The following is a 20,299-nucleotide window of genomic DNA, read 5'->3' as shown; positions in this document are numbered from 1 at the left end:
TCCACCAGTCGTTGCCCGTCATGCCCGATCAGATCATCAAGACGCCCTGCGTCGGCCTTTGCTCCACCGTGTTCGGTGACCGGGTATGCCGGGGCTGCAAGCGCTTTCATCACGAGATCGTCAACTGGAACAGCTACGGCGAAGCCGAGAAGCGCGCCGTATGGCTGCGTCTTGAGCAGTTGCTGGTCCAGGTCATGACCGCCAAGCTCGAAGTCTTCGATGCTGACAAGCTGCGCTGGCAACTGACCCAGCGCAAGATCCGCTTTGTTGCCCATCAGTCCGAATATTGCTGGGCTTATCAACTGATCGCCCGCGGTGCACGGGTCATCACCAATGTCGAGGCCTACGGTTTCGTGCTGTTGCCGGAGTTCCGCTGCTGGACCCTGCCTGACCTGCGCGATGCCATCGACCGCGAGTTCTTTCTGTTGTCCGATGCTCATTACGAGCGCTACATCGCCCCGTCTTTTCTGCGCGACGCGCTCGGCGCCTGATTATTCTGATGCCCTCAGGTCTGGGCCAGCAATGCCTCCAGATGCTCGACGATGGCTTCGGTCTTGAGCACCAGCACGTCACTTTCCAGCGCATCGAGCACCACCTCGGCGGTGTTGCCGATCAACGCGCCGGCAATGCCGGTCCGGGCTACGGTGCCGATCACCGTCACGGCGGCGCCGAGCCGGTGCGCCAGATGCGGAATCTGCACATCGGCAGGGCCTTCGGTAATGTGCAGCCGTTCGTCGGCAATGTCGAAGCGCTGCTCAAAGTCGACGCATTGTTCCCGGTAGCGCGCTTGCAGGCTGCCGTCGCCCTGATTGGCCGGGTCGGCTGCTGACAAGGACGGCGCCGGGTATGAGCTGATGACGTGCAGCTCGCCTCTGGCCAGGCTGGCGATGGCGTAACCGTGGTCGACAATCGACTCGTGCAGGGCTTTGTGTGGCTCGTCTGCGTTGCCGACATCCACGGCCGCCAGCACCACCGCGCCGCTCCAGGGGCGTTCGCTTTTGACCATCAGCACCGGGCTTGGGCAATAACGCAGCAGTTTCCAGTCATCGGGGGTGAGCAGGGCCTTTTTCAGCGGGTTGTCGGGCCAGTGGCGTTTGATCACCAGCCCGCAGCCTTCAGCCTGCTGCGCCTTGATGATGGTCTTGTAGGTCGACCCTTGCCAGTCCTGCTGGGCGCTGGCGGTGAACCCTTCGGCGTGCAGGCTGCGCATCAGCTCGTTGAGCTGCTGGGTATGCGGGTGCTTGCTGTCGCAGATCAGCACGTGCAGATGAGCCTGGGTGACCCCGGAAATCTGGCGGGCACGGTTGAGTGCCAGATTATCGGGACGCTCGGGGTCGATCACCACCAGAATGCTACGGATCGATTGCATGAGGTTTTGCTCCTCAATCACGACGGTTCAGACACAACCACTGCCATGACTATAGTCCGCCTGTACCTGGCTGCGGGCTGGCGTGCATGAAACAGGCGCTCGTATAATGCCCGGCTTTGTCCCGTCGCCCTCGTGAGCCTATGTACCCGATCCCTGAAATCGAAGCGTTCCTGTTGTGTCGTACCCCTGATGCCTGGGTACAGGCGGCCACGCGCAATCTGGATATCCTGCTGATCGATCACGCCAACAACGAGAAAAAGGCGGCCGGCGCTGCGTTTCAGTTCATGTTCCAGTACAACGACAAGTTTGACCTGCAGGCCAAGATGTCGCGGCTGGCCCGAGAAGAGCTGCGTCACTTCGAACAGGTCATCAGCCTGATCCGCAAACGCGGCATCCCCATGGCTAACGTCAGTTCGGCGCGCTATGCCGGCGCGTTGCGCAAGCTGGTGCGTAACCACAACCCCTATCGCCTGACCGATGCGCTGATTGTCGGCGGCATCGTCGAGGCGCGCTCCTGCGAGCGTTTTGCGGCGCTGGTGCCGCATCTGGATGAGGAACTCGGCAAGTTCTACGCCAGCCTGCTCAAATCCGAGGCGCGGCATTTTCAGGACTATCTGAAGCTGGCCTACCTGTACGGCGACAAGGACGATGTCGATGCCAAGATCGAAGAGGTCCGCCTGGCCGAAAAAGACCTGATTGAAAGCCCGGACGAAGATTTCCGTTTTCACAGCGGCGTGCCCGTCGCGGCCTGACTCGTCAGGCGGCCCCCCCTCACAGAACGACCGGCTGACCACCGGTCGTTTTTTTTCGGGCGTTGATAAGCAAGCTAACGAATAGTTTGACATTAGCTGCTCAGGCAGTAATATTTTGAAATAACTGCCTAGGCAGCTTTTAGGGTGATCCTTTGAAACATTTCTCGGCGGACAACTTCGATTCCAGTCTTATCGGCTTGCTGGTCGGGCGTACCAACGCCCTCAAAGACCGGATGCTCGACAAGTACCTGCTGCCCCATGACGTGACATTCGCGCAGTACAAGGTGTTGATCATCATTGCCCAGTTCAGCTCTGACACACCGGTCGAGTTATGTCGGCACCTGTCGCTGGACAGCGGCTCAATGACCCGCATGCTCGACCGTCTGGAGCACAAGGGTCTGGTGGTGCGCAGTCGCTGCGCCAGCGACCGGCGTCAGGTACGGCTGGTGCTCAGTGACAAGGGCCAGCATTTGGCCGACCTGCTGCCGAGTATCGCCGCCGACGCGATGAATGACACCTTTGCGGCACTGGACAAGGACGAAGTCGACACCCTGCAGCGCATCCTCACCAAGCTGCTGGTGGCCGCTGATGACCACATCACCCTGACGCGCCTGAGCTTCAAGTCCGCCCCCGGACCATGACCTGCCGCGCAACGCTCATGGTTTGCGCCAGAGCCCCCGGCCTTTAACTGTTTTGCTGACAAGGTAACCATCATGGCGACTTCCGCTGCTGAATCTTCATCCGCTGCCACCACCAAGGATCAGGCTTCCGGCAAGCGTAAAGTGTTGCTACTGGGGCTGGCGGCCCTGGTGGTCGCCGGTGGCCTGGGTGTCTGGGCCTGGCATGAACTCTATGGTCGTTGGCAGGAAAGCACCGACGATGCCTACGTCAACGGCAATGTGGTGTCCATCACTCCGCAGACCACCGGCACGGTGATCAGTATCGGCGCCGATGACGGTGACCTGGTACGTGAAGGGCAGGTGCTGCTCAGCTTCGACCCCAGCGATGCCGAGGTCGGCCTGCAGAGCGCCGAGGCCAATCTGGCCCGGGTGGTACGTCAGGTGCGGGGTTTGTACAGCAATGTCGATGGCATGAAGGCACAGCTGGCAGCCCAGCGTGCAGCGGTGCAGAAGGCCCAGGACAATTACAACCGGCGGCGCAGCCTGGCGAGCAGCGGGGCGATTTCTCAGGAAGAGCTGTCGCATGCCAAGGATGATCTGATCAGCGCGCAAAGCGCCCTGAACAACGTGCAGCAACAACTGGCCAGCAGCGTGGCGCTGGTCGACGATACGCACGTTTCTTCGCACCCAGACGTCAAGGCTGCCGCGGCGCAGTTGCGCCAGGCCTGGCTGGCCAATGCTCGTACCACGCTGGTGGCGCCTGTTACCGGTTATGTGGCCAAACGCAATGTGCAATTGGGCCAGCGTATCCAGCCCGGCACCGCAACGATGGCGGTAATTCCCCTCGACCAGCTATGGATTGATGCCAACTTCAAGGAAACCCAACTGGGCAAGATGCGTATCGGCCAGCCGGTGGAGATTCACGCCGACCTGTACGGCAGCGACGTGACCTATAGCGGCACCATCGACAGCCTGGGCGCCGGTACCGGGAGTGCCTTCGCCTTGCTGCCGGCGCAGAACGCCACCGGCAACTGGATCAAGATCGTCCAGCGGGTGCCGGTGCGCATTCATATCAATCCTCAGGAACTGGCCGAACACCCGCTGCGCATTGGGCTGTCGACCACCGTTGAGGTCAACCTGCATGACCAGAACGGCCCGGTGCTGGCCCAGCAGCCGCCCAAGCAGCCGAGCTTCAGCACCCAGGTGTATGACCGGCAACTGGCCGATGCCGATGCGCGAATCGCCCAACTGATCCACGACAACAGCGCTGCGGCCAGCAAAGCCACCGTGCAGCGCTGATCGAAAGATCCCCATGCCCCGGCCAGCCGGCCGGGGCACCGTTCATGTGTCAAGGGATTCGCGATGAGTCAGAACGCTCCCGCTTCATTCACCCCGCCGAGCCTGTTGCTCAGTACCATCGGTCTGTCGCTGGCGACCTTCATGCAGGTGCTCGACACCACCATCGCCAACGTCGCGCTGCCGACCATTTCCGGCAACCTGGGGGTCAGCTCCGAACAAGGCACCTGGGTGATCACCTCGTTTGCGGTGAGCAACGCCATCGCCTTGCCGCTGACCGGCTGGCTGAGCCGCCGGTTTGGCGAGGTCAAGCTGTTCATCTGGGCAACGTTGCTGTTCGTGCTGGCCTCGTTCTTGTGCGGTATCTCGCAGTCGATGCCCGAGCTGGTGGGCTTTCGGGTATTGCAGGGGGTGGTGGCCGGCCCGCTGTACCCGATGAGCCAGACCCTGCTGATTGCGATCTATCCGCCGGCCAGGCGCGGCATGGCCCTGGCGCTGTTGGCGATGGTCACGGTGGTGGCGCCGATTGCCGGACCCATTCTGGGCGGCTGGATCACCGACAGCTACAGCTGGCCGTGGATCTTTTTTATCAACATTCCTATCGGTTTGTTCGCAGCCTTTGTGGTCAAGACCCAGATGGCCAGGCGGCCGGTCAACACCAGCCGCCAGCCGATGGATTATGTCGGCCTGATTACCTTGATCATTGGCGTGGGCGCTTTGCAAGTGGTGCTCGACAAGGGCAACGACCTGGACTGGTTCGAGTCGGGCTTTATCGTCATTGGTTCATTGATCTCGCTGGTCGCCCTGGCGGTGTTCGTGATCTGGGAAATGACCGACCGCCACCCCATCGTCAACCTGCGGCTGTTTGCTTACCGCAACTTTCGCATCGGCACCCTGGTACTGGTGTGCGGCTATTCCGGGTTTTTCGGCATCAACCTGATCTTGCCGCAGTGGTTGCAGACCCAGATGGGGTATACCGCCACCTGGGCCGGCCTGGCCGTGGCGCCGATCGGCATCCTGCCGGTGTTGCTGTCACCGTTGGTGGGCAAATACGCGCATCGCTTCGACCTGCGTCTGCTGGCCGGGCTGGCGTTCCTTGCCATGGGGCTGTCGTGCTTCATGCGTGCCGGGTTCACCCACGAAGTGGATTTCCAGCACATCGCGCTGGTGCAGATGTTCATGGGTATTGGCGTGGCGTTGTTCTTCATGCCTACCTTAAGCATCCTGCTCTCGGACCTGCCGCCGCAGCAGATCGCCGATGGCTCGGGGCTGGCGACCTTCCTGCGCACCCTGGGCGGCAGCTTCGCCGCGTCGCTGACCACCTGGATCTGGATCCGCCGCGCTGATCAGCATCATGCGTACCTGAGCGAAAATATCAGCAACTACGACCCGGTCACCCGCCAGACCCTCGACAGCCTCGGCGGCGCCGGGCCACAGGCCTACGCGCAGATCGAGCAGACCCTGAGCAGCCAGGCCTACATGATGTCCACGGTGGACTACTTCTACCTGCTGGCGTGGATTTTCATGGGCTTGATCCTGCTGGTCTGGTTCGCCAGACCGCCGTTCACTGCCAAGGCCGCGCCACCGGGCGGCGGCGGGCACTAATCTTTCGACTTGCATCGTCGCGGCGTTAGTCGCGATGCATTCCTGAAGGTTGATGGTGCTTGATCGGCCGCCGTGTTTCGTCCTGGCGGACGACCCCCTTTGTTTCGGCAAAGGGGGGAAACCATTGCGACAGGTTTGGCCCCGCCTTGGGGCGGGTACCCTCATTCCAGCACCGCTTCGGGGGCCGCCACGAAGGGCCGTCCATGGCCCATCGTGGCTAACGGGCCATCCATGGCCCTTATTCCCCCTACGCGGCGCTTGCATTCGGCCTGCACCAAACGTCGCGATCGTCTGCGCCTGCAAGACCGCATTTCAAGAGCAGCAGTGTCCGGCCTTAATTTGCCGTTGCCGTTGCTTTTGATCTTCGAGCCGAGCTGGCACAGACGACGCAAATCGCGACTTGGGTGCAGGCCGAATCGATGCCGGACGGAGGGGAGTTCGCCCGCAGGGCGGACCCAAGCCAGGAGCAATGCCTTTGGTTACTTTGGGCGAAACCTGCAGCCCAGCCCCCGCGAGAAAAGATTTTCCATCGCTCTAAATGCCAATTCGCGGCTAAAGCGGATCGCCGCCCGGCCGCTCCTACAAAACCTGGCCCCGCAGCTCATACCAGCCCAGAAACATATCCAGCGCCGACTCCACCACCTCGTGTTGTTTGTCGGCACTGAGCAGCGGCGCATTGAGGGTGATCTGCGGCCAGAAAGCGAACGACTTGAGCAGGGCATGGATCTGGGTAGCCGCGAACTCCGGCTCCAGCGGCTTCAGCCGCCCGTCCTGCTGGGCGGCACGAATCCACACAGTGAACGCCTCTTCACGCTCGTTGAGGCGATTGACCCAGGTCTGGGCGCGATCCGGTGAATGAATGGTGGCGCCAAACGCCACCCGCGCCAGATCCAGAAAGTGCGGGTCATTGAGGGTCGCCATCTTGCCCTTTAAAAGATCGCGCAACTGCTCGCGCAGGCCGCGCTCGCTGCTGTAGCTGGCGTCCGGTGCCGGTGCTGCGCAACTCCACAGGCGCCGGAGAATTTCGGCGAACAGTTCTTCCTTGCTCGGGAAGTGGTTGTAGACCGTACGCTTGGACACCTCCGCTCGCGCCGCGATCCGGTCCATACTCGTGACCTCGAAGCCCCGGTCGCGAAACTCGGCGATCGCCGCCAGGGTAATGGCTTCGCGTTTCTGGTCGGTGAGGCGTACGGGGGCGGTCATAGGTCGGCTTCAAACGTGCGTTTAGAGAAAATTACACTCGGCAGTTTACTTGTCTGCATCATTCCTGCAAGCTTAAAACTACACCGTGTAGTGTAATTGTCACGTGAAACCTGCTTCCAGGAGCCCGCGCATCATGGCCAAGACCCACCGAAACCCGGACGTCTCCAGCTTGCCCATTCTGTCTCGCGAACAGGGACGCTACCGCAACCATGCGCCGATGAAACCGCTCAGCCTGCTACGTACGCTGCGGGTGTTCTGGGATCAGGCGTTCAACAAACCGGCCGGCACCCGGCCTGCCGGGCAGATTCCGCTCCAGCCGCTGTCGCGCCAGCAACTGCTGGCGGCACCGGACAACAGTGTCTATCGGCTGGGTCACTCCACGGTGTTGCTGAAACTGCGCAACCAGTTCTGGCTCACCGACCCGGTGTTTGCCGACCGCGCCTCGCCCGTGCAATGGGCCGGCCCGGAACGCTTTCACCAGCCGCCGATCAGCCTGCAGGATCTGCCGCCGCTCAAGGCTGTGATCCTTTCGCACAACCATTACGACCACCTCGACCGCATGAGCATCAGGGCTTTGCAGGAAAAGACTGAGTATTTCCTGGCACCGTTAGGTGTGGGCGATACCCTGGTGGAGTGGGGGGTGCCGGCCAGCAAGGTTCGGCAACTGGACTGGTGGCAGTCCACGCAAGTGGCCGGCATCGAGTTCGTCGCCACGCCGTCGCAGCACTTTTCCGGGCGCAGTCTGTGGGATGGCAACCGCAGCCTGTGGTGTTCCTGGAGCATTCTCAACGGCGAGCAACGCATCTTCTTCAGTGGCGACAGTGGTTACTTCGACGGTTTCAAACGCATCGGCGAGCAGTATGGGCCGTTCGATCTGACCCTGATGGAAACCGGCGCCTACAACGTCGAGTGGCCGATGGTGCACATGCAGCCCGAAGAAACCTTGCAGGCGCACAAGGACTTGCGCGGGCGCTGGCTGCTGCCGATCCATAACGGCACCTTTGATTTGTCGATGCACACCTGGCACGAGCCTTTCGACCGGATTCTGGCGCTGGCCTGGGAGAACAACGTCAACATCACCACCCCCATGATGGGCCAGCCGTTTTACCTGCAATACCCCAGTCGTGGTGATACCTGGTGGCTGGAAGTCGATGAGGCCGCGCAGCCCCAGGCACAAATGCCTGAGGCTTCGGCACGCAGTCAGGACTGTCGCGGACGATGCGTGGGACGTCGGCAGAGTGCCTGACACCCGTGCAGTCGTTGCCGGGGCTCAGGATGGGAAGAGTTGCTCCAGACAGGCCAGGCGTTTTTTCCACGAGCGCCGCGCCTCCAATGCCTGCTCCAGAGTCACCTCGACAAAGCGCGCCTTCTGGTTCGGTTGCATCTGGCCCACCAGGTCCAGGTCGGCGCTGATGACCGTGCCGATCATCGCGTAGCCGCCACCGGACACCGCATCGCGGTGCAGGATGATCGGTTCCAGCCCGGCCGGCACCTGGATCGACCCGATGGGGTAGCAGCTGTCGACAATGTTCGACGGATCGGAACCGGCGCCAAACGGTTGTTCGCGAGGCTCGAAGCTCAGTGCACTGCTGCCTTTGAAGCGATAACCGATACGGTCGGCTTCGGAGCCGACGGTCCAGGAGTCGGCAAAGAAATCTCTGGCGGCGGTTTTGCTCAGCCGGTGGTAATACAGGCCCGGTACCACGCGCAGCACCACTTCACCGCCCAAGGTCTGGCGCAGCGCCATGGGCAAGCTGGCGCCAGGTCGGCCCTTGCCGTGCTCCGCACCCAGTGGCAGGCGGTCGCCAGCCATCAGGCAACGCCCGGCGAAACCGCCCAGTGCGCCCAGGGTATAGGTGGCGCGGCTGCCCAGCACCACCGGCACATCGATGCCACCTGAAACCGCCAGGTAAGCCCGTGCGCCGGCGGTGGGAAAGTCGAAACGCAGCACCTGACCGGCCTTGACCGCAAAAGCGGTATCGGGATGCATGGGCTGGCCATCAAGACGCGGCATCATCTGCGCGCCACACACCGCCACCAATGCATCGCGCTCGAATTGCAGTTCCGGCCCGACCAGGGTGCACTCCAGCCCGGCGCTATTGGCCGGGTTGCCGACCAGCCGGTTGGCAGCGCTCAGGGCGTACTGGTCCAATGCGCCGGAGGGCGGGATACCCAAATGGTAGTAACCCTCGCGGCCGAGGTCTTGCACGGACGTGGCCAGGCCGGGTTTGAGGACCTTGATCATGCCTGCACCTCCAGCAGCGTCTGTGGATAGCCGGTCGGGTCGGCGAGAAAGGCGTCCAGTGAAAACTCCACCGGGCGAATACGCAGATCGAAATGCCCGGCCTCGACATCGGCCACCGCCTGATCGTAGGTCTGCCGGTCAATGGGTTTGAACTGCACGATGTCACCGGGGCGGAAGAACACCATGTGCTCTTGCAAGTACGGCAATTGCTGCTGTGGATCGTAGATCGGCGCCGGGGTCACGCCAAACATCTGGTAACCGCCCGCCCCGCGTACCGAATAAATGCAGGCGAAGCAGCCGCCGTGACCCAGGGTCAGTTTCGGGGTGTCGGTGCGGGGGCGCAGGTACTTGGGCACCTGGAGCTGGCGTTGGCGTTCAACCATCTGGAACATGAACGGCAGACCGGCGACGAAGCCGACCATCGAGACGAACCAGGGCGCGCCGCTGTGGGCCGTGATAAACGCCTCGGTATCGGCCAGGTTGTTGATGCGTGCCGCGTACTCAAGGTCGGTGGCATCCGGGTCCTGGTGGCGGTCACGAAAGCGCATCAGCGTTTCATGGGTCCACGGGTCGTTGTACAGCACCGGAATTTCGATGATTCGCGTGTGCAGACTGCGCTCGGCCACGGCACCGGCTTCGGCACCTTTGACGGCGTCGAGCAGGGTGTGTGGGGCAATCCGGTCCGGGTCGAAGCGGATCTGAAACGAGGCGTTGGCCAGACAGACGTCGAGTACGCCGTCCAGCTCCAGGCGTTCCACCGCACGGGTAATCGCCATGCCCTTGAAAAACGCTTCGAGCGACATGCTCTCGCTGACTTCCGCAAACAGGTGCTCGTCGGCACCAAAGCTATAGCGGATCGGTTGGTCCATGCATGTTCCTCCTGGAATGATTGAGCGCAAAGTCGCTTGGCAGATCTGGATATCTGCCAGCGTACCGGTTCAGCGCGGTGATCTTACCTGTATGCCTGCCTCATCGAGCATCTGCCGGATGGCTTCAGCCAGGTCCAGCGCGCCGGGCGTGTCGCTGTGCAGGCAGACCGAATCGAACGAAACCGCCAGGTCTTGACCTTCGACGGTGCGCACCAGACCTTGCTGGCAGGCGCGCAGCACCCGTGCGGCAACCACCGCCGGATCAAACGCACGCACGTTGCGGGTGAATACGATCGAGCCGCTCAGATCATATTCACGGTCGGCATAGAATTCGCGCACCACTGGCTGGCCGAGTTCTTGCGCGACCCGATGAATCACCGAGCCGGGCAGGCAATACAGCAGCAATTGCGGTTCGAGGCGCTGCAGGTTTTCGACCAGCAGCCGTGCGGCCTCCTCGTCGCGGGCCAGGTGCATGAACAGCGCGCCATGCGGCTTTATGTGCTGCAGGCCGACGCCCTGAGCGCGGGCGATTTCCCGCAGTGCGCCCAACTGATAGAGCATGTCGTCGACCAGTTCCTGAGCCGGGGCATTGATGTGGCGGCGGCCGAAACCCACCAGGTCTCTGAAGCCCGGATGGGCGCCGATGCCCACGCCGAGGCTTTTCGCCCGCTCGACCGTACGGCGCATGGTGCCGGGGTCGCCAGCGTGAAAACCGGTGGCGATATTGGCGGAACTGATCAGTGCCATGAGTTCGTTATCGACCCCATCGCCAATGGTCCACGGGCCGAAGCTCTCACCCATGTCCGAATTGAAGTCCACTGACTGCATACAAATTGCTCCCTGTCCTTGTGAGTGCATGGCTGGCACGTTAGATTTTGCAGCGCCCCCTTGGGAAGATTTATTAATAGAGGGGGTGTCATCTGAAAAACAGATAGCTAATGCCGGGAGGCTGAATGTCTCTGACCTTGCGCCAGGTACGTTACTTCGTCGCTACCGCAGAAATCGGGCAGATTTCCCAGGCCGCCATACACCTGAATATTTCCCAGTCGGCGGTCACCACGGCGATCAAGGAACTGGAAAGCATGCTCGGCACCTTGCTGTTCCAGCGCTCGGCCCAGGGCATGAGCCTGACCGACGCCGGCCGGCACTTTCTCAATCATGCCTATGTGATTCTGCGCAGTGTCGATGATGCGTTGAGCAGCCCGATGCCCAATGCCTGTGCCAAGGGGGTGTTGAATCTGGCTGCCAGTTACACGGTGATCGGTTATTTTCTGCCCCACCACCTGCAACGTCTGGAACAGCTGCACCCGGCCGTACAGATCAAAGTGCATGAGCGCGAGCGTCAAGCCATCGAACAAGGGCTGCTGGACGGCTGTTTCGACATGGCTGTGGTGCTGACCGCCAACCTTACGCACCCCGATATCGTTTCCGAAACCCTGTTCAACTCCGAGCGTCGGCTGTGGGTGCCGAGCCGTCATCGGTTGTGCGAGCAGCCGCTGGTGAGCCTGGCCGATATCGCCCGCGAGCCGTTTATCTTGCTGACCGTCGATGAGGCTGAAGAGAGTGCCATGCGTTATTGGCGCCAGGCCCGGCAACAACCCGATGTGCGGGTGCGGACCAGCTCAGTGGAGGCGGTGCGCAGCATGGTCGCCAATGGCAGCGGGGTGGCGATTCTCTCGGACCTGGTGCACCGCCCATGGTCGCTGGAGGGCAAGCGCATCGAGACCCGGACGGTCAGCGACGGGGTGCCGCCGATGAGTGTCGGCCTGGCCTGGCACCGCGAACGGGAACTGAGCCCGGTCATGCAGGTGGTGCGCACGTATTTCAACGAGGCGTTTCTGGCTCCGCAGAGTATGGCGGTGCGGCGCTAACAGGCTGTTGAAAAACTACCTGCTGGCTGGGCGCCGACGGCGCTACGCGCGCCATTGCTGCGTTAAAAACAGGCTGGAACGCCAGCCCGGTCAAATGCTCATTTACAACCCGTAAACTGCGCTTGCTCGCCTGTTTTTGCCTTGCACTGGCTGCCTCGCCTACGTTTTTCAACGGCCTTCCAGATTATTCGCTGGCGTTACCCGAAGGCGTGCCGAACAGCGCGGTCCAGTAGATGCCGGCATCGCTTTTCGGATCGGCGGCGTACGCTGCGCCCAGTTCCCGGTACGCCGGGGTCATCAGGGTTGCGCAATGGCCGGGGCTGGCCAGCCAGCCGTCGACCACCTTGCGCGCATTATCCTGGCCTGCGGCGATGTTTTCTCCCACTTGCTGGGCCTGATAGCCCGCCAGCTCGACCCGGTCGCCCGGGGTATCGCCATTACGGCCTTTGTGATCGAAAAAGTTATTGTTGGCCATGGCGCGGCTATGGCCTTCGGCGGCGCCGGCCAGGCTGGCATTCCAGGCCAGCGGCTGGGCCGCATCGAAGGCCTGGGTACCGCACTGGCGGGGCTGGCTGCGAGCGGTGTTGACGAAGCTCAACAAGGCTTGTCCTTCACTCTGCCAGTCGCGCAACCGTGCGGTCAGCAGTGGCCGAGCCAGAACAATGCGCCAGTCGCGACCTTCACGGCTCACGCCTATATCGACAAACTGCGGATCAAGTACCACTTGGCAGAAACTTTCGCGCACCGCCTGCATGGCGGCATCGGCATCCCGCGGGCCGGACAGGGTGATGGCCTGCACGGTGACCATCGGGTAAGAGGCGCGGGTCATGGCTTGCTGCAGATCGCTGGTGTTGCTCACCGGCATGATCAGACGCGGGTCGGCCGCCAGCGGCGGTAGCTCGGCCGAGGCCTGATTGCCACAAGGCTGAACCTGGCTGCGGTAGCTGTTGATCGCCTCCAGCAGGCGGGTTTCTTCGCCGGCGTTGGCCATGGCGCTGAACGACAGGCTCAAAGACAACGCCGCAAGCGGCACTACAGTGGATATCAAGCGCATGACGTTCTCCATTCAGCACACTGCACATGATGCGCGATTTGCGTGGCGGGAGCGACCCGTCTGGCTTGTGCTTCGCGTTATCATCACCGCCTCTGACAACGGATGATGCCATGCTGCTCCCGGATCTTAATCTTTTGATCGCACTTGATGCCTTGCTCGAGGAAGGCAGCGTGGTCGGTGCGGCGCGGCGCATGCACCTGAGCCCGGCGGCGATGAGCCGTACCCTGACGCGCATTCGCGAGGCGCTGGGCGATCCGGTGCTGGTGCGCGCCGGCCGTGGGCTGGTGCCCACGCCCAGGGCGCTGGCCTTGCAAGCCCAGGTCCGCGAACTGGTCGAACAGGCTGCGCAAGTGTTTCAGGCCCGCGACGAGGTCGACATGAGCACTCTGGAGCGCTGCTTCAACGTGCGCTCGAACGACGTATTTTTCGGTTCGTTCGGTGCCCGCCTGATGGATGCCCTGCGTGAAGACGCGCCAGGCTGCACCTTGCGCTTTGTGCCCGAGGGGGCCGATGACGACGATGCCTTGAGGGAAGGGCGTATCGATCTGTATATCGCCTCACGGCGTAACTTCGGTCCCGAAATCAAGGTTCAGAACCTGTTCACTTCGAGGTTTTGCGGCCTGGCGCGCGAAGAGCATCCGATTTTTACAGGTTCCATTACCCCGCAAAGCCTGGCTGCCTACGACCATGTCAGCGTGTCACGCCGCGGCCGTGCCCGTGGCCCGATCGATACTGCCCTGGCGGCGTTGGGCCTGCAACGTCGGGTGGCATTGATCACCCCGCATTTTCACTCGGCGATCTTTGGTATTGCTGACTCCGACCTGTTGTTGCCGTTGCCGGAGCCGGTGATCTGGGGCCTGCAAACCATGGGCTTGCGCATGCGCGCCTTCGAACTGCCGCTGGAGCTGGAACAAGTGGTGGTCATCCAGGCCTGGCATCCACGGTTCGATAAAGACCCGGCCCATCGTTGGCTGCGCCAGACGTTGAAGCGGATCTGTTCGGGGTATCAGGGCAAGCCGGTAGCCGCTGCGGGAAATATAGAAGCGACTGGTTCTGCGGGGTAATGCCGATCAGTTTAGGGAACAGGCTCCCCGTTGCCGTTGCCGTTGCCGTTGCCGTTGCCGTTGCCGTTGCCGTTGCCGTTGCCGTTGCCGTTGATCTTTGAGCCGAGATGGCACAGACGCCGCCGAACGCGACGATTGGCGCTGGCCGAATGGAGGCGCCGCAGAATTGGGTGCGAGGCATGGATGCCGAGCAAGCGCCGCTGTGCCAGGACGGCACATCGGCGCGTACCGGTTCTGCGGTGTCGGAATGAGGGAATCCCGTCCCGAAGGGCGGGACCAAGACCGGAGCAAGCGGGCGAAACCTGCAGTTCAAGCAACACGATGAAGGATTTTCCATCGCCCGAAGGCGCGCCGCGTGCAAACCTGATTGCTCTGCAACCGGTTTTAACCAAGATCCGCCCGCCAGGGTTTAAGCCACAGTGCCATACCCGTCAGCAACAAAAATCCATACAAAGTACTGAGCCCCAGTTGCAGCTGCACTGACTGCAAGGGATGTAACACCAGCGCCGCAACGCCCATCGCCAGCGCTGCCAGCGGCCAGTGGCTGCGCCATGGCGCGACCTGGCCAAGCCCTTGGCGGCGTAACAGCAAGATTCCGGTCAGCAGTGCGCCGCCCAAGGCAGCCAAAGCAATTCCCTCAACGCCCAACCACCACGGCAACAGCCCCAGCAGCAGCGCGTTGCACAGGCTGCCGGCCAACTCGCAACCGAGCGGCAGACGGGTATCGCCGCCTGCGTAGGCATAGCGCGCCAGCAAGGCATTCCAGGCGTTGAACAACAGCGGCGTGGCAAACCAGGCCAGTAGTTCCGGTAATGGCGCCGCGTGGGTCTGTTGCGGCAGCAACAACACCACCAGCGCGCCGGCTGCGCCGATCAACCCGGCCACGGCCGGCAAGGTCAGCAAGGTGGCGCTGGCCAGCCCGCGGCGCAGCAGCGCCAGGCGTTGTTGACCGGCGCTGCCACTCATCAACCCCAGCAGCACCTGGTTCAGGCTCATCAGCGCAATCAACGGCAGGTTGATCAACTTGCGCGCCAGGTTGATCCAGGTCACCGCACCTTCGCCCAGCAGCGAGGCGACCATTCGCTCCAGTAACGCCAGGCCCTGACTGGCCAGGTTGCTGCCCAGCAGCGGCCCCATCCGTTGCAGTAACTCGCGCAGTGCGCCGGGCTCTGCGTCGCCGCGCCACGGTCGCCAGCCCAGGCGATACAGGCTGGGCAGCAACACCCCGGGCATCAGCAGACTGCCCAGCAGGCAGGCGCCCGCCACGCCATCGGGCGTTGCCGCCTGGCCCATGATCGCCAGATACACCACCGGCGGCAGGTTGAACAACAGCGAACCCAGCCCGGCCAGGACAAACCTTGCGCTGGCCTGCAACGGCACGCACAGCAATCCATGCAGGACAAAACCCGGTGCGCACCAGGCCAGCCAGTGCAGGCTGCCGGCTGCCTGGTCATAGGCTCCGGTGTCCAGGCCCGGCCCGATCAAACGCACCCACAACCCGGCACCCAGACTCAGCAAACCACTCAGTAGCAACGCGGCCAACAGCAGGTGGGTAGTCAGCGCTGCCAGCCAACGGCGTTGCCGCTGGTCGTCACGCTGTTGATAGAGCGGCAGGGCGGCGGCGCTGAGCAAGCCGCCGGCCAGTGACATGCGCAGGGCTTCGGGCAGGAACATCGACACCAGAAATGCATCGCTCTGGCTGCCAGCCCCCCAAGCCGCCACCAGCAGCCACTCGCGGGCAAAACCTGCCGCCAGGCCGGTCAGGGTGGCCAGGGTCAGCCACAGGGTCGAACCGAGCATTGCGGTGGGTCAGTGGAACAAGGTGAACAGGCCTTTGCCGCCCACCTTGTAATTGAGGTTGCGGGCGCGCTCGCCTTTGATTTCGGCATTCGGCCCGCTGACGATGGCGTAGGGCGGGATCGGTTTGGAGACCACGCTGGCCCCGCCCACCACCGCACCTTCCCCGATGTCAGCGCCGAACGACAGCAGTGCGCGGCTGCAGATCCAGGCGTAGTCGCCAATCCATACCGGCCCGCCGACCGCCCAGAACTCCGGCTCTTTCAGGTCATGACCGCCGGCGATGATCAGCACATGAGAGGCGATGGTGACGTGGTCACCGATGATCAGCCCGCCGCGGGCATCCAACTGACAGTGCCAGCCCACGGTGCTGTCATCGCCGATGCGCAAGCTGTCCACGCCGAGAATTTCGGTGTTGCGCCACACGGTGGAGCCCTTGCCGATCTTGGCGCCACCCAGGCGCAACCAGGCCAGGCGCAGATGATGGCTGGGCAGCTTGCAGATGAGCATGTTGTAGAGCTGCTCCCAGACCCGCAGCATGCGGTCGCGCAGGGTCGGCCAGTTGATACCGTACAGCGGAATCAATGCACCGTGCATCTCACTGGCCAGCAGGCGATAGAACCGCCGTGCCAACGGATGCTCGATGCGCGGCTCGATATTCAGGTAGCAGATGAACGACAGCGTGGTGTCTTTGACCTGGGTCTCGAAACACACCTCGTTGGCCAGCATCCATTCATAAGCCGCTTGCAGATCATCAAGGCTGACGCCCATTTTCTCGGCGTATTCGGGCAGGGCCTGTCGCAGATTGTGCGAGTGCATCAGGCGATGTTTCATGGGCGCTCTCCCTGTTCGGGTCTGGCAACGTGGGATTTGAATGAGGCGATGGCCTGTTGGTGCAGGCGCCGGTTCTCGTGCAGGCTGATGCCGACGAACAGCCAGAACAACGCACTCAGGACCGGGGTGAAGCTGAAATAGTGGTCGAACAGGCCGCTGAACAGCGCCGCCAGCACGCCGCAGGTGGTGCCCAGCGCAATGCAGTTGTCAGCGGTCAGCACGATAGGGCCCTTGGCCGGCCGCACCTGCTTCCACCAGCTTGTGGTGATGGCAATGAACAGCAGCATGCCCGGCAGGCCGAGTTTGTAGACGAAGTTCAGCCACAGGTTGGAAATCCCGAATTCGGTGTAGTTGAGTACCGGCGGGTCGACCTTGAAGCCGATGCCGAACGGAAACATGGCCACCGCATCAGGGAAGTGGCTGTATTCCAGGAAGCGGATCGCGGTACTGACGTCATCGTCGGAGAACAGGCTCATGATCCGGTCCTGCAGCGGTGGATAGAGCAGCAGCAACGCAGTGCCGGCAAACACCCCGCCGAGCAGGATGCGCCCCAGGTGCGGGATGCGTCGGCGGGCCATCCACAGCATCACCGCGACCAGGCTGATCAACGCCCCCCGCGAGCCGGTCAGCAGCAGCCCGATCACGCCGAGCACGGCAACGGCGAGGGCGATGCTGCGCGGTCCGCCGCTGCGGCTCAGGCCGTAGCAGAACGCCAGCGGCAACAGCATTGCCAGAGCGCCGCCGGCCACGTTCGGGTGCATCCAGGGTGAGCCCATCCGGTCAGCCAGCGCCAACAGGCTGCTATTGAGTACATCCACGCCGCTGTAGCCCAGTACGCCGAGGATCGGGATCATCGCGGTGGCACTGCGCTCGGCAAGAAACACCGGAATCGACATCAGCAACATCGCCAGGGTGCCGAGCATCAGGCACATGATCAGTTGCTCCAGAGTCTGGCGCTCGAGCAGCAGGCGCGGCACCAGAAACAGGATCGACAGATTGAACAGCCAGCGCACCCAGTTGATCGGCCCATTGCCCTCGGCCACCACTGAAACCTGACCGACCAGAAACGGAAAGGCGCTGAACAGCATCAGCATCAGCAGCAGCCGCTCAGTGCGCTGCATGGGCGGGCGCTTGGGCTGGTCGAAGAACATCGCCTGCAACAGGTAGCTGGCCCAGGTCAGCATGATCATCGCTTCGGAAACCGTGGTCCGCACGCCGATCTGGATGGTGGAGTAGGGGATGAAGGTGCCCAGCACGCAAAACAGCAGCAGGCCCAGGGTCGGGCGGCGGATCACCGTGACGACCGAGGCCAGCCCGGCCAGCACCAGCAGCACCATCGGCACCGGTGCCAGCCAGATCAACAGACCGATGAATAGCGCCAGGATCAGCCCGACGGGCAGGGCAATGGGCATTAGCGCAACTCCTCCAGGGCCGCGTGAACCCGCTGCCTGAATGCCTCGCGGCCATAGCGCGCAGCCCAGTCCTTGAGCGGCTGCGAGTCTTCGCTGGCGGCACTGGCGAGCACGCCCATCAGCCGAATCAGTGCGTCAGAGTCAGCGGGCGCAAAGCGCGGGCTGTCGGGCGGGGTGATTTCATCCAGCGAACTGCCGCTGGCCACCGCCACCGGCGTGCCGACCCTCAGCGCCTCGATCACCGGCAGGCCGAAACCTTCAGCCCGCGATGGGTGCCACAGGCGTTCGGCCTGCTGATACACGGCATGCAACTTGTCGTCACCAATTCCGCGCAGCACATGCAGGCCGGCCAGGCCGCGCTGATTGGGATGCAGGGCGTCATCACCGCCGACCAGCACCAGCTCGGGGATGTTCGGGTAGCGCCGCCGGGCGGTCTGCCAGGCTTCGACAAACCAGGCCATGTTCTTGCGCGGCTCGCGGGTGCCGACGCATAGCCAATAGCGCTCGGGTAACTGCAAGGCGCTGATATCTGCCGGCTCCCCGGCAAAGCCCTCGACCAGGTGCGGCAATACCCGCAGCTTGCCTGCCACCCATGGGAACAATCGCAGGGTCTCGTTGGCGGTGTACTGCGACGGCACCCAGACCTGATCGGCAACCTTTAATGAGTGGATGATCGAAAGCCGGTCGGTGAACCGGTAGACCCGTGCCTTCAGTTGTGAGCCGTGGTGGTTGTTCTCGGTTAACTGGAACAGGTCATGCAATTGCAGCACGTACTTCAAGCCTGGCGGCTTGCGGCCCAGCGGCAGGCCCATGTTGATATTGGCAACATACAGCTGCACCTCGGCGTCGCGCAGTGCGCCAGGCAGAAACAACCCTTCGAACTTGAACCGCTCAGGCAGGCGGTGCACCGAGTCGATTGGCGCTGACCAGCGCGGGGCATGCAGGCGCCGGCGCACCGGGTGGTCGCTTGGCGCCACGCCGAACAGTTGCAGGCTGGAGCCGGGATGGCTGCGCAGCGCATCTTCCAGAGCAAAATTCTGGCGGCCGATGCCGCTGACGGGATAACCCGCGGCGGCGCGATAATCGAGTCCTATACGCATGGGCGCACTCCTGGCGTCGGGGGCGTAAGCCGGGTGTAAATCCCTTCGAGCTGGGCTGCTGAAACCGACCAGTCGTGCCGCGAGCGCACATAGTCGCGGCCGGCCTCGCCGATCTGTGCCAGGCGCAGCGGCGTGTCGAGGTAGTCGGCGATAAGTTGCGCCAGCATTTGGGGGTCTTCACTGCCCAGATAATGTTCCTGGTGCCTGACCGCCAGGCCCGAGACACCTTGGGCAGTGGTCACCACCGGCAGGCCGGCGGCCATGGCCTCGAGAATTTTCAGCTTCGAGCCGCCGCCCTGGCGCAGCGGCGCGAAGAACAGCGTCGAGCGGCTTTGCAGGGCGCGCAGGTCAGGAACGTAGCCCAGCCATTCAAGGCGCGGGTCAGGCCATTGTTCGCGCCATGCAGCGGGCAGGGCGAAGCCTGCGATGGTCAGCCGCACGTCGGGCTTGAGCGCCCATACGCGGGGCATGATGGTGTCCAGCGCCCAATGCACGGCATCGACGTTCGGCGCATATTCATAGTTGCCGATAAACAGCAGGTTGCTGCCCTCGCGGTCGGGATGCACGCTGGCGTAGTAGCCGCAATCGACACTGTTGACCACGATCGACACCGGTTTGCCACTGAGCCTGGACAGCGCCTTGGCGTCGGCTTCGGTCACCGAGATCAGCTCGCTGGCCTGCCGGAACACCCGGGTTTCCCAGCGCCGGTAACGCCAGCGGTCGTACCAGGTGAAGGGCGCCAGCCAGCCGGGCAGTTTGTCGTAGCTGGCTGCACCGAGCGCCGATTCGACATTGTGTTCGGTGAGAATGAACGGCTTGCCGTTGCGCTTGAGCGCGGCTTCGAACGGCTGGAAGGCGTAGGTGTGTTGAATCTGGATCACGTCCCAGTGTTCCTCCAGCAGGGTTTCGAACGCCTGCTCCAGTTGCGGCGCGTAGCCGTTGACGCTGGCCAGCATCGGCACCGGCGCCAGGCCGACGGCCAGCAGCGTGCGCAGGCTGCGCAGCGGTCGACGCGGCAGCACGATCAGGCGTTCCAGCCAAGGTTCCATGGCCTGTCGGCAGTCTTGCTCCAGGGCGGTCTTGGATTGCACCAGCAAGGTAATCCGGTGACCGCGCGCAGCCAGGTTGCGCAGCAGGTGATATTCCCGGGTCTTGCCGCCACTGGTGGTCGGCCACGGCAGATAGGGCAGGGTCCAGAGGATGCGCAT

Annotated in this window: 19 protein-coding genes and 1 pseudogene; 8 read left to right on the top strand and 12 right to left on the bottom strand. The window is 62.8% G+C overall.

What is annotated here, in order from left to right; all coding sequences use genetic code 11:
* The first annotated feature begins 20 nt into the window (after nt 1-20).
* Nucleotides 21-491: a DUF1289 domain-containing protein gene (locus NJC38_RS23115; protein WP_253117261.1), complete on the top strand. Its 471-nt coding sequence runs from the start codon at nt 21-23 to the stop codon at nt 489-491.
* 14 nt (nt 492-505) lie between these two features.
* Here NJC38_RS23115 and NJC38_RS23110 read toward each other — a convergent pair whose 3' ends face one another.
* Complete coding sequence (locus tag NJC38_RS23110; RefSeq protein WP_253117260.1) at nt 506-1,369, bottom strand: universal stress protein; 864 nt, start codon at nt 1,367-1,369, stop codon at nt 506-508.
* 140 nt (nt 1,370-1,509) lie between these two features.
* Here NJC38_RS23110 and miaE point away from each other — a divergent pair, with 140 nt between their 5' ends.
* From miaE to NJC38_RS23090, 4 genes and pseudogenes are all read left to right on the top strand, one after another.
* A complete protein-coding gene (miaE, locus tag NJC38_RS23105; protein ID WP_045493401.1) occupies nt 1,510-2,121 on the top strand; it encodes a tRNA isopentenyl-2-thiomethyl-A-37 hydroxylase MiaE in 612 nt (203 codons plus the stop codon).
* A gap of 152 nt (nt 2,122-2,273) precedes the next feature.
* A complete protein-coding gene (locus tag NJC38_RS23100) occupies nt 2,274-2,762 on the top strand; it encodes a MarR family transcriptional regulator (protein ID WP_253117259.1) in 489 nt (162 codons plus the stop codon).
* Between the two features lie 72 nt (nt 2,763-2,834).
* Nucleotides 2,835-4,040, top strand: coding sequence for an HlyD family efflux transporter periplasmic adaptor subunit (locus NJC38_RS23095; protein ID WP_253117258.1), 1,206 nt, complete (start codon nt 2,835-2,837; stop codon nt 4,038-4,040).
* A 51-nt stretch (nt 4,041-4,091) separates the two neighbouring features.
* A pseudogene (locus NJC38_RS23090) lies at nt 4,092-5,642 on the top strand (DHA2 family efflux MFS transporter permease subunit); the annotation flags it as partial.
* Between the two features lie 579 nt (nt 5,643-6,221).
* Here NJC38_RS23090 and NJC38_RS23085 read toward each other — a convergent pair.
* Nucleotides 6,222-6,845, bottom strand: coding sequence for a TetR/AcrR family transcriptional regulator (locus tag NJC38_RS23085; RefSeq protein ID WP_045493389.1), 624 nt, complete (start codon nt 6,843-6,845; stop codon nt 6,222-6,224).
* Nucleotides 6,846-6,978: 133 nt separating this feature from the next.
* Here NJC38_RS23085 and NJC38_RS23080 point away from each other — a divergent pair, with 133 nt between their 5' ends.
* The gene (locus NJC38_RS23080) at nt 6,979-8,091 is read left to right on the top strand and encodes an MBL fold metallo-hydrolase (protein WP_253117256.1); all 1,113 of its coding nucleotides are present in this window, start codon (nt 6,979-6,981) and stop codon (nt 8,089-8,091) included.
* Nucleotides 8,092-8,115: 24 nt separating this feature from the next.
* On the opposite strand, the gene NJC38_RS23075 is transcribed toward NJC38_RS23080, so the two are convergent.
* From NJC38_RS23075 to NJC38_RS23065, 3 genes are all read right to left on the bottom strand, one after another.
* Nucleotides 8,116-9,090 (bottom strand): biotin-dependent carboxyltransferase family protein, encoded by a 975-nt coding sequence (locus NJC38_RS23075; RefSeq protein WP_045493384.1) that lies wholly within the window; start codon nt 9,088-9,090, stop codon nt 8,116-8,118.
* Nucleotides 9,087-9,959: an allophanate hydrolase subunit 1 gene (locus NJC38_RS23070; protein WP_253117255.1), complete on the bottom strand. Its 873-nt coding sequence runs from the start codon at nt 9,957-9,959 to the stop codon at nt 9,087-9,089. The genes NJC38_RS23075 and NJC38_RS23070 overlap by 4 nt, the downstream gene beginning before the upstream one ends.
* Nucleotides 9,960-10,028: 69 nt before the next feature.
* A complete protein-coding gene (locus NJC38_RS23065; protein WP_045493378.1) occupies nt 10,029-10,787 on the bottom strand; it encodes a 5-oxoprolinase subunit PxpA in 759 nt (252 codons plus the stop codon).
* Nucleotides 10,788-10,912: 125 nt separating this feature from the next.
* Between NJC38_RS23065 and NJC38_RS23060 the strand changes: the two genes are divergently transcribed.
* Nucleotides 10,913-11,830 (top strand): LysR family transcriptional regulator, encoded by a 918-nt coding sequence (locus NJC38_RS23060; protein ID WP_253117254.1) that lies wholly within the window; start codon nt 10,913-10,915, stop codon nt 11,828-11,830.
* A gap of 184 nt (nt 11,831-12,014) precedes the next feature.
* Here the strand turns inward: NJC38_RS23060 and NJC38_RS23055 are convergent, their stop codons facing one another.
* A complete protein-coding gene (locus NJC38_RS23055; RefSeq protein WP_253117253.1) occupies nt 12,015-12,884 on the bottom strand; it encodes a CAP domain-containing protein in 870 nt (289 codons plus the stop codon).
* A 110-nt stretch (nt 12,885-12,994) separates the two neighbouring features.
* On the opposite strand from NJC38_RS23055, the gene NJC38_RS23050 reads away from it, so the two are divergent.
* Nucleotides 12,995-13,948, top strand: a complete 954-nt coding sequence (locus NJC38_RS23050; RefSeq protein WP_253117252.1) for a LysR family transcriptional regulator — start codon at nt 12,995-12,997, stop codon at nt 13,946-13,948.
* Nucleotides 13,949-13,959: 11 nt separating this feature from the next.
* Here NJC38_RS23050 and NJC38_RS23045 read toward each other — a convergent pair whose 3' ends face one another.
* From NJC38_RS23045 to NJC38_RS23020, 6 genes are all read right to left on the bottom strand, one after another.
* A complete protein-coding gene (locus NJC38_RS23045; protein ID WP_253117251.1) occupies nt 13,960-14,142 on the bottom strand; it encodes a hypothetical protein in 183 nt (60 codons plus the stop codon).
* A gap of 190 nt (nt 14,143-14,332) precedes the next feature.
* The gene (locus NJC38_RS23040) at nt 14,333-15,748 is read right to left on the bottom strand and encodes a lipid II flippase MurJ (protein ID WP_253117250.1); all 1,416 of its coding nucleotides are present in this window, start codon (nt 15,746-15,748) and stop codon (nt 14,333-14,335) included.
* Nucleotides 15,749-15,757: 9 nt separating this feature from the next.
* Nucleotides 15,758-16,579 (bottom strand): acyltransferase, encoded by an 822-nt coding sequence (locus tag NJC38_RS23035; RefSeq protein ID WP_253117249.1) that lies wholly within the window; start codon nt 16,577-16,579, stop codon nt 15,758-15,760.
* Entirely contained in the window at nt 16,576-17,991 is a 1,416-nt protein-coding gene (locus tag NJC38_RS23030) for an O-antigen ligase family protein (RefSeq protein ID WP_045493360.1), read from the bottom strand. Before NJC38_RS23030 ends, NJC38_RS23035 begins: the two co-directional genes overlap by 4 nt.
* Entirely contained in the window at nt 17,991-19,091 is a 1,101-nt protein-coding gene (locus tag NJC38_RS23025; protein ID WP_253117248.1) for a glycosyltransferase family 1 protein, read from the bottom strand. Before NJC38_RS23025 ends, NJC38_RS23030 begins: the two co-directional genes overlap by 1 nt.
* On the bottom strand, nt 19,082-20,299 hold the full coding sequence (locus NJC38_RS23020) for a glycosyltransferase family 4 protein (RefSeq protein ID WP_253117247.1): 1,218 nt from the start codon (nt 20,297-20,299) through the stop codon (nt 19,082-19,084). The genes NJC38_RS23025 and NJC38_RS23020 overlap by 10 nt, the downstream gene beginning before the upstream one ends.

Origin of the sequence: Pseudomonas sp. 21LCFQ010, assembly GCF_024129905.1 — a bacterium.
In the GTDB taxonomy this organism is placed as follows: domain Bacteria; phylum Pseudomonadota; class Gammaproteobacteria; order Pseudomonadales; family Pseudomonadaceae; genus Aquipseudomonas.
Note: the sequence above shows the minus strand (reverse complement) of the source record. Positions and strands in the feature narration are given on the sequence as shown.

Excerpts from the sequence above, each read along its gene's own strand:
- NJC38_RS23085 (WP_045493389.1), bottom strand. The coding sequence starts at position 6,845 with ATGACCGCCCCCGTACGCCTCACCGACCAGAAACGCGAAGCCATTACC.
- NJC38_RS23070 (WP_253117255.1), bottom strand. The coding sequence starts at position 9,959 with ATGGACCAACCGATCCGCTATAGCTTTGGTGCCGACGAGCACCTGTTT.
- NJC38_RS23035 (WP_253117249.1), bottom strand. The coding sequence starts at position 16,579 with ATGAAACATCGCCTGATGCACTCGCACAATCTGCGACAGGCCCTGCCC.
- NJC38_RS23055 (WP_253117253.1), bottom strand. The coding sequence starts at position 12,884 with ATGCGCTTGATATCCACTGTAGTGCCGCTTGCGGCGTTGTCTTTGAGC.
- NJC38_RS23075 (WP_045493384.1), bottom strand. The coding sequence starts at position 9,090 with ATGATCAAGGTCCTCAAACCCGGCCTGGCCACGTCCGTGCAAGACCTC.
- NJC38_RS23095 (WP_253117258.1), top strand. The coding sequence starts at position 2,835 with ATGGCGACTTCCGCTGCTGAATCTTCATCCGCTGCCACCACCAAGGAT.
- NJC38_RS23080 (WP_253117256.1), top strand. The coding sequence starts at position 6,979 with ATGGCCAAGACCCACCGAAACCCGGACGTCTCCAGCTTGCCCATTCTG.
- NJC38_RS23060 (WP_253117254.1), top strand. The coding sequence starts at position 10,913 with ATGTCTCTGACCTTGCGCCAGGTACGTTACTTCGTCGCTACCGCAGAA.
- miaE (WP_045493401.1), top strand. The coding sequence starts at position 1,510 with ATGTACCCGATCCCTGAAATCGAAGCGTTCCTGTTGTGTCGTACCCCT.
- NJC38_RS23030 (WP_045493360.1), bottom strand. The coding sequence starts at position 17,991 with ATGCCCATTGCCCTGCCCGTCGGGCTGATCCTGGCGCTATTCATCGGT.
- NJC38_RS23020 (WP_253117247.1), bottom strand. The coding sequence starts at position 20,299 with ATGCGCATCCTCTGGACCCTGCCCTATCTGCCGTGGCCGACCACCAGT.
- NJC38_RS23025 (WP_253117248.1), bottom strand. The coding sequence starts at position 19,091 with ATGCGTATAGGACTCGATTATCGCGCCGCCGCGGGTTATCCCGTCAGC.
- NJC38_RS23110 (WP_253117260.1), bottom strand. The coding sequence starts at position 1,369 with ATGCAATCGATCCGTAGCATTCTGGTGGTGATCGACCCCGAGCGTCCC.
- NJC38_RS23115 (WP_253117261.1), top strand. The coding sequence starts at position 21 with ATGCCCGATCAGATCATCAAGACGCCCTGCGTCGGCCTTTGCTCCACC.
- NJC38_RS23050 (WP_253117252.1), top strand. The coding sequence starts at position 12,995 with ATGCTGCTCCCGGATCTTAATCTTTTGATCGCACTTGATGCCTTGCTC.
- NJC38_RS23040 (WP_253117250.1), bottom strand. The coding sequence starts at position 15,748 with ATGCTCGGTTCGACCCTGTGGCTGACCCTGGCCACCCTGACCGGCCTG.
- NJC38_RS23065 (WP_045493378.1), bottom strand. The coding sequence starts at position 10,787 with ATGCAGTCAGTGGACTTCAATTCGGACATGGGTGAGAGCTTCGGCCCG.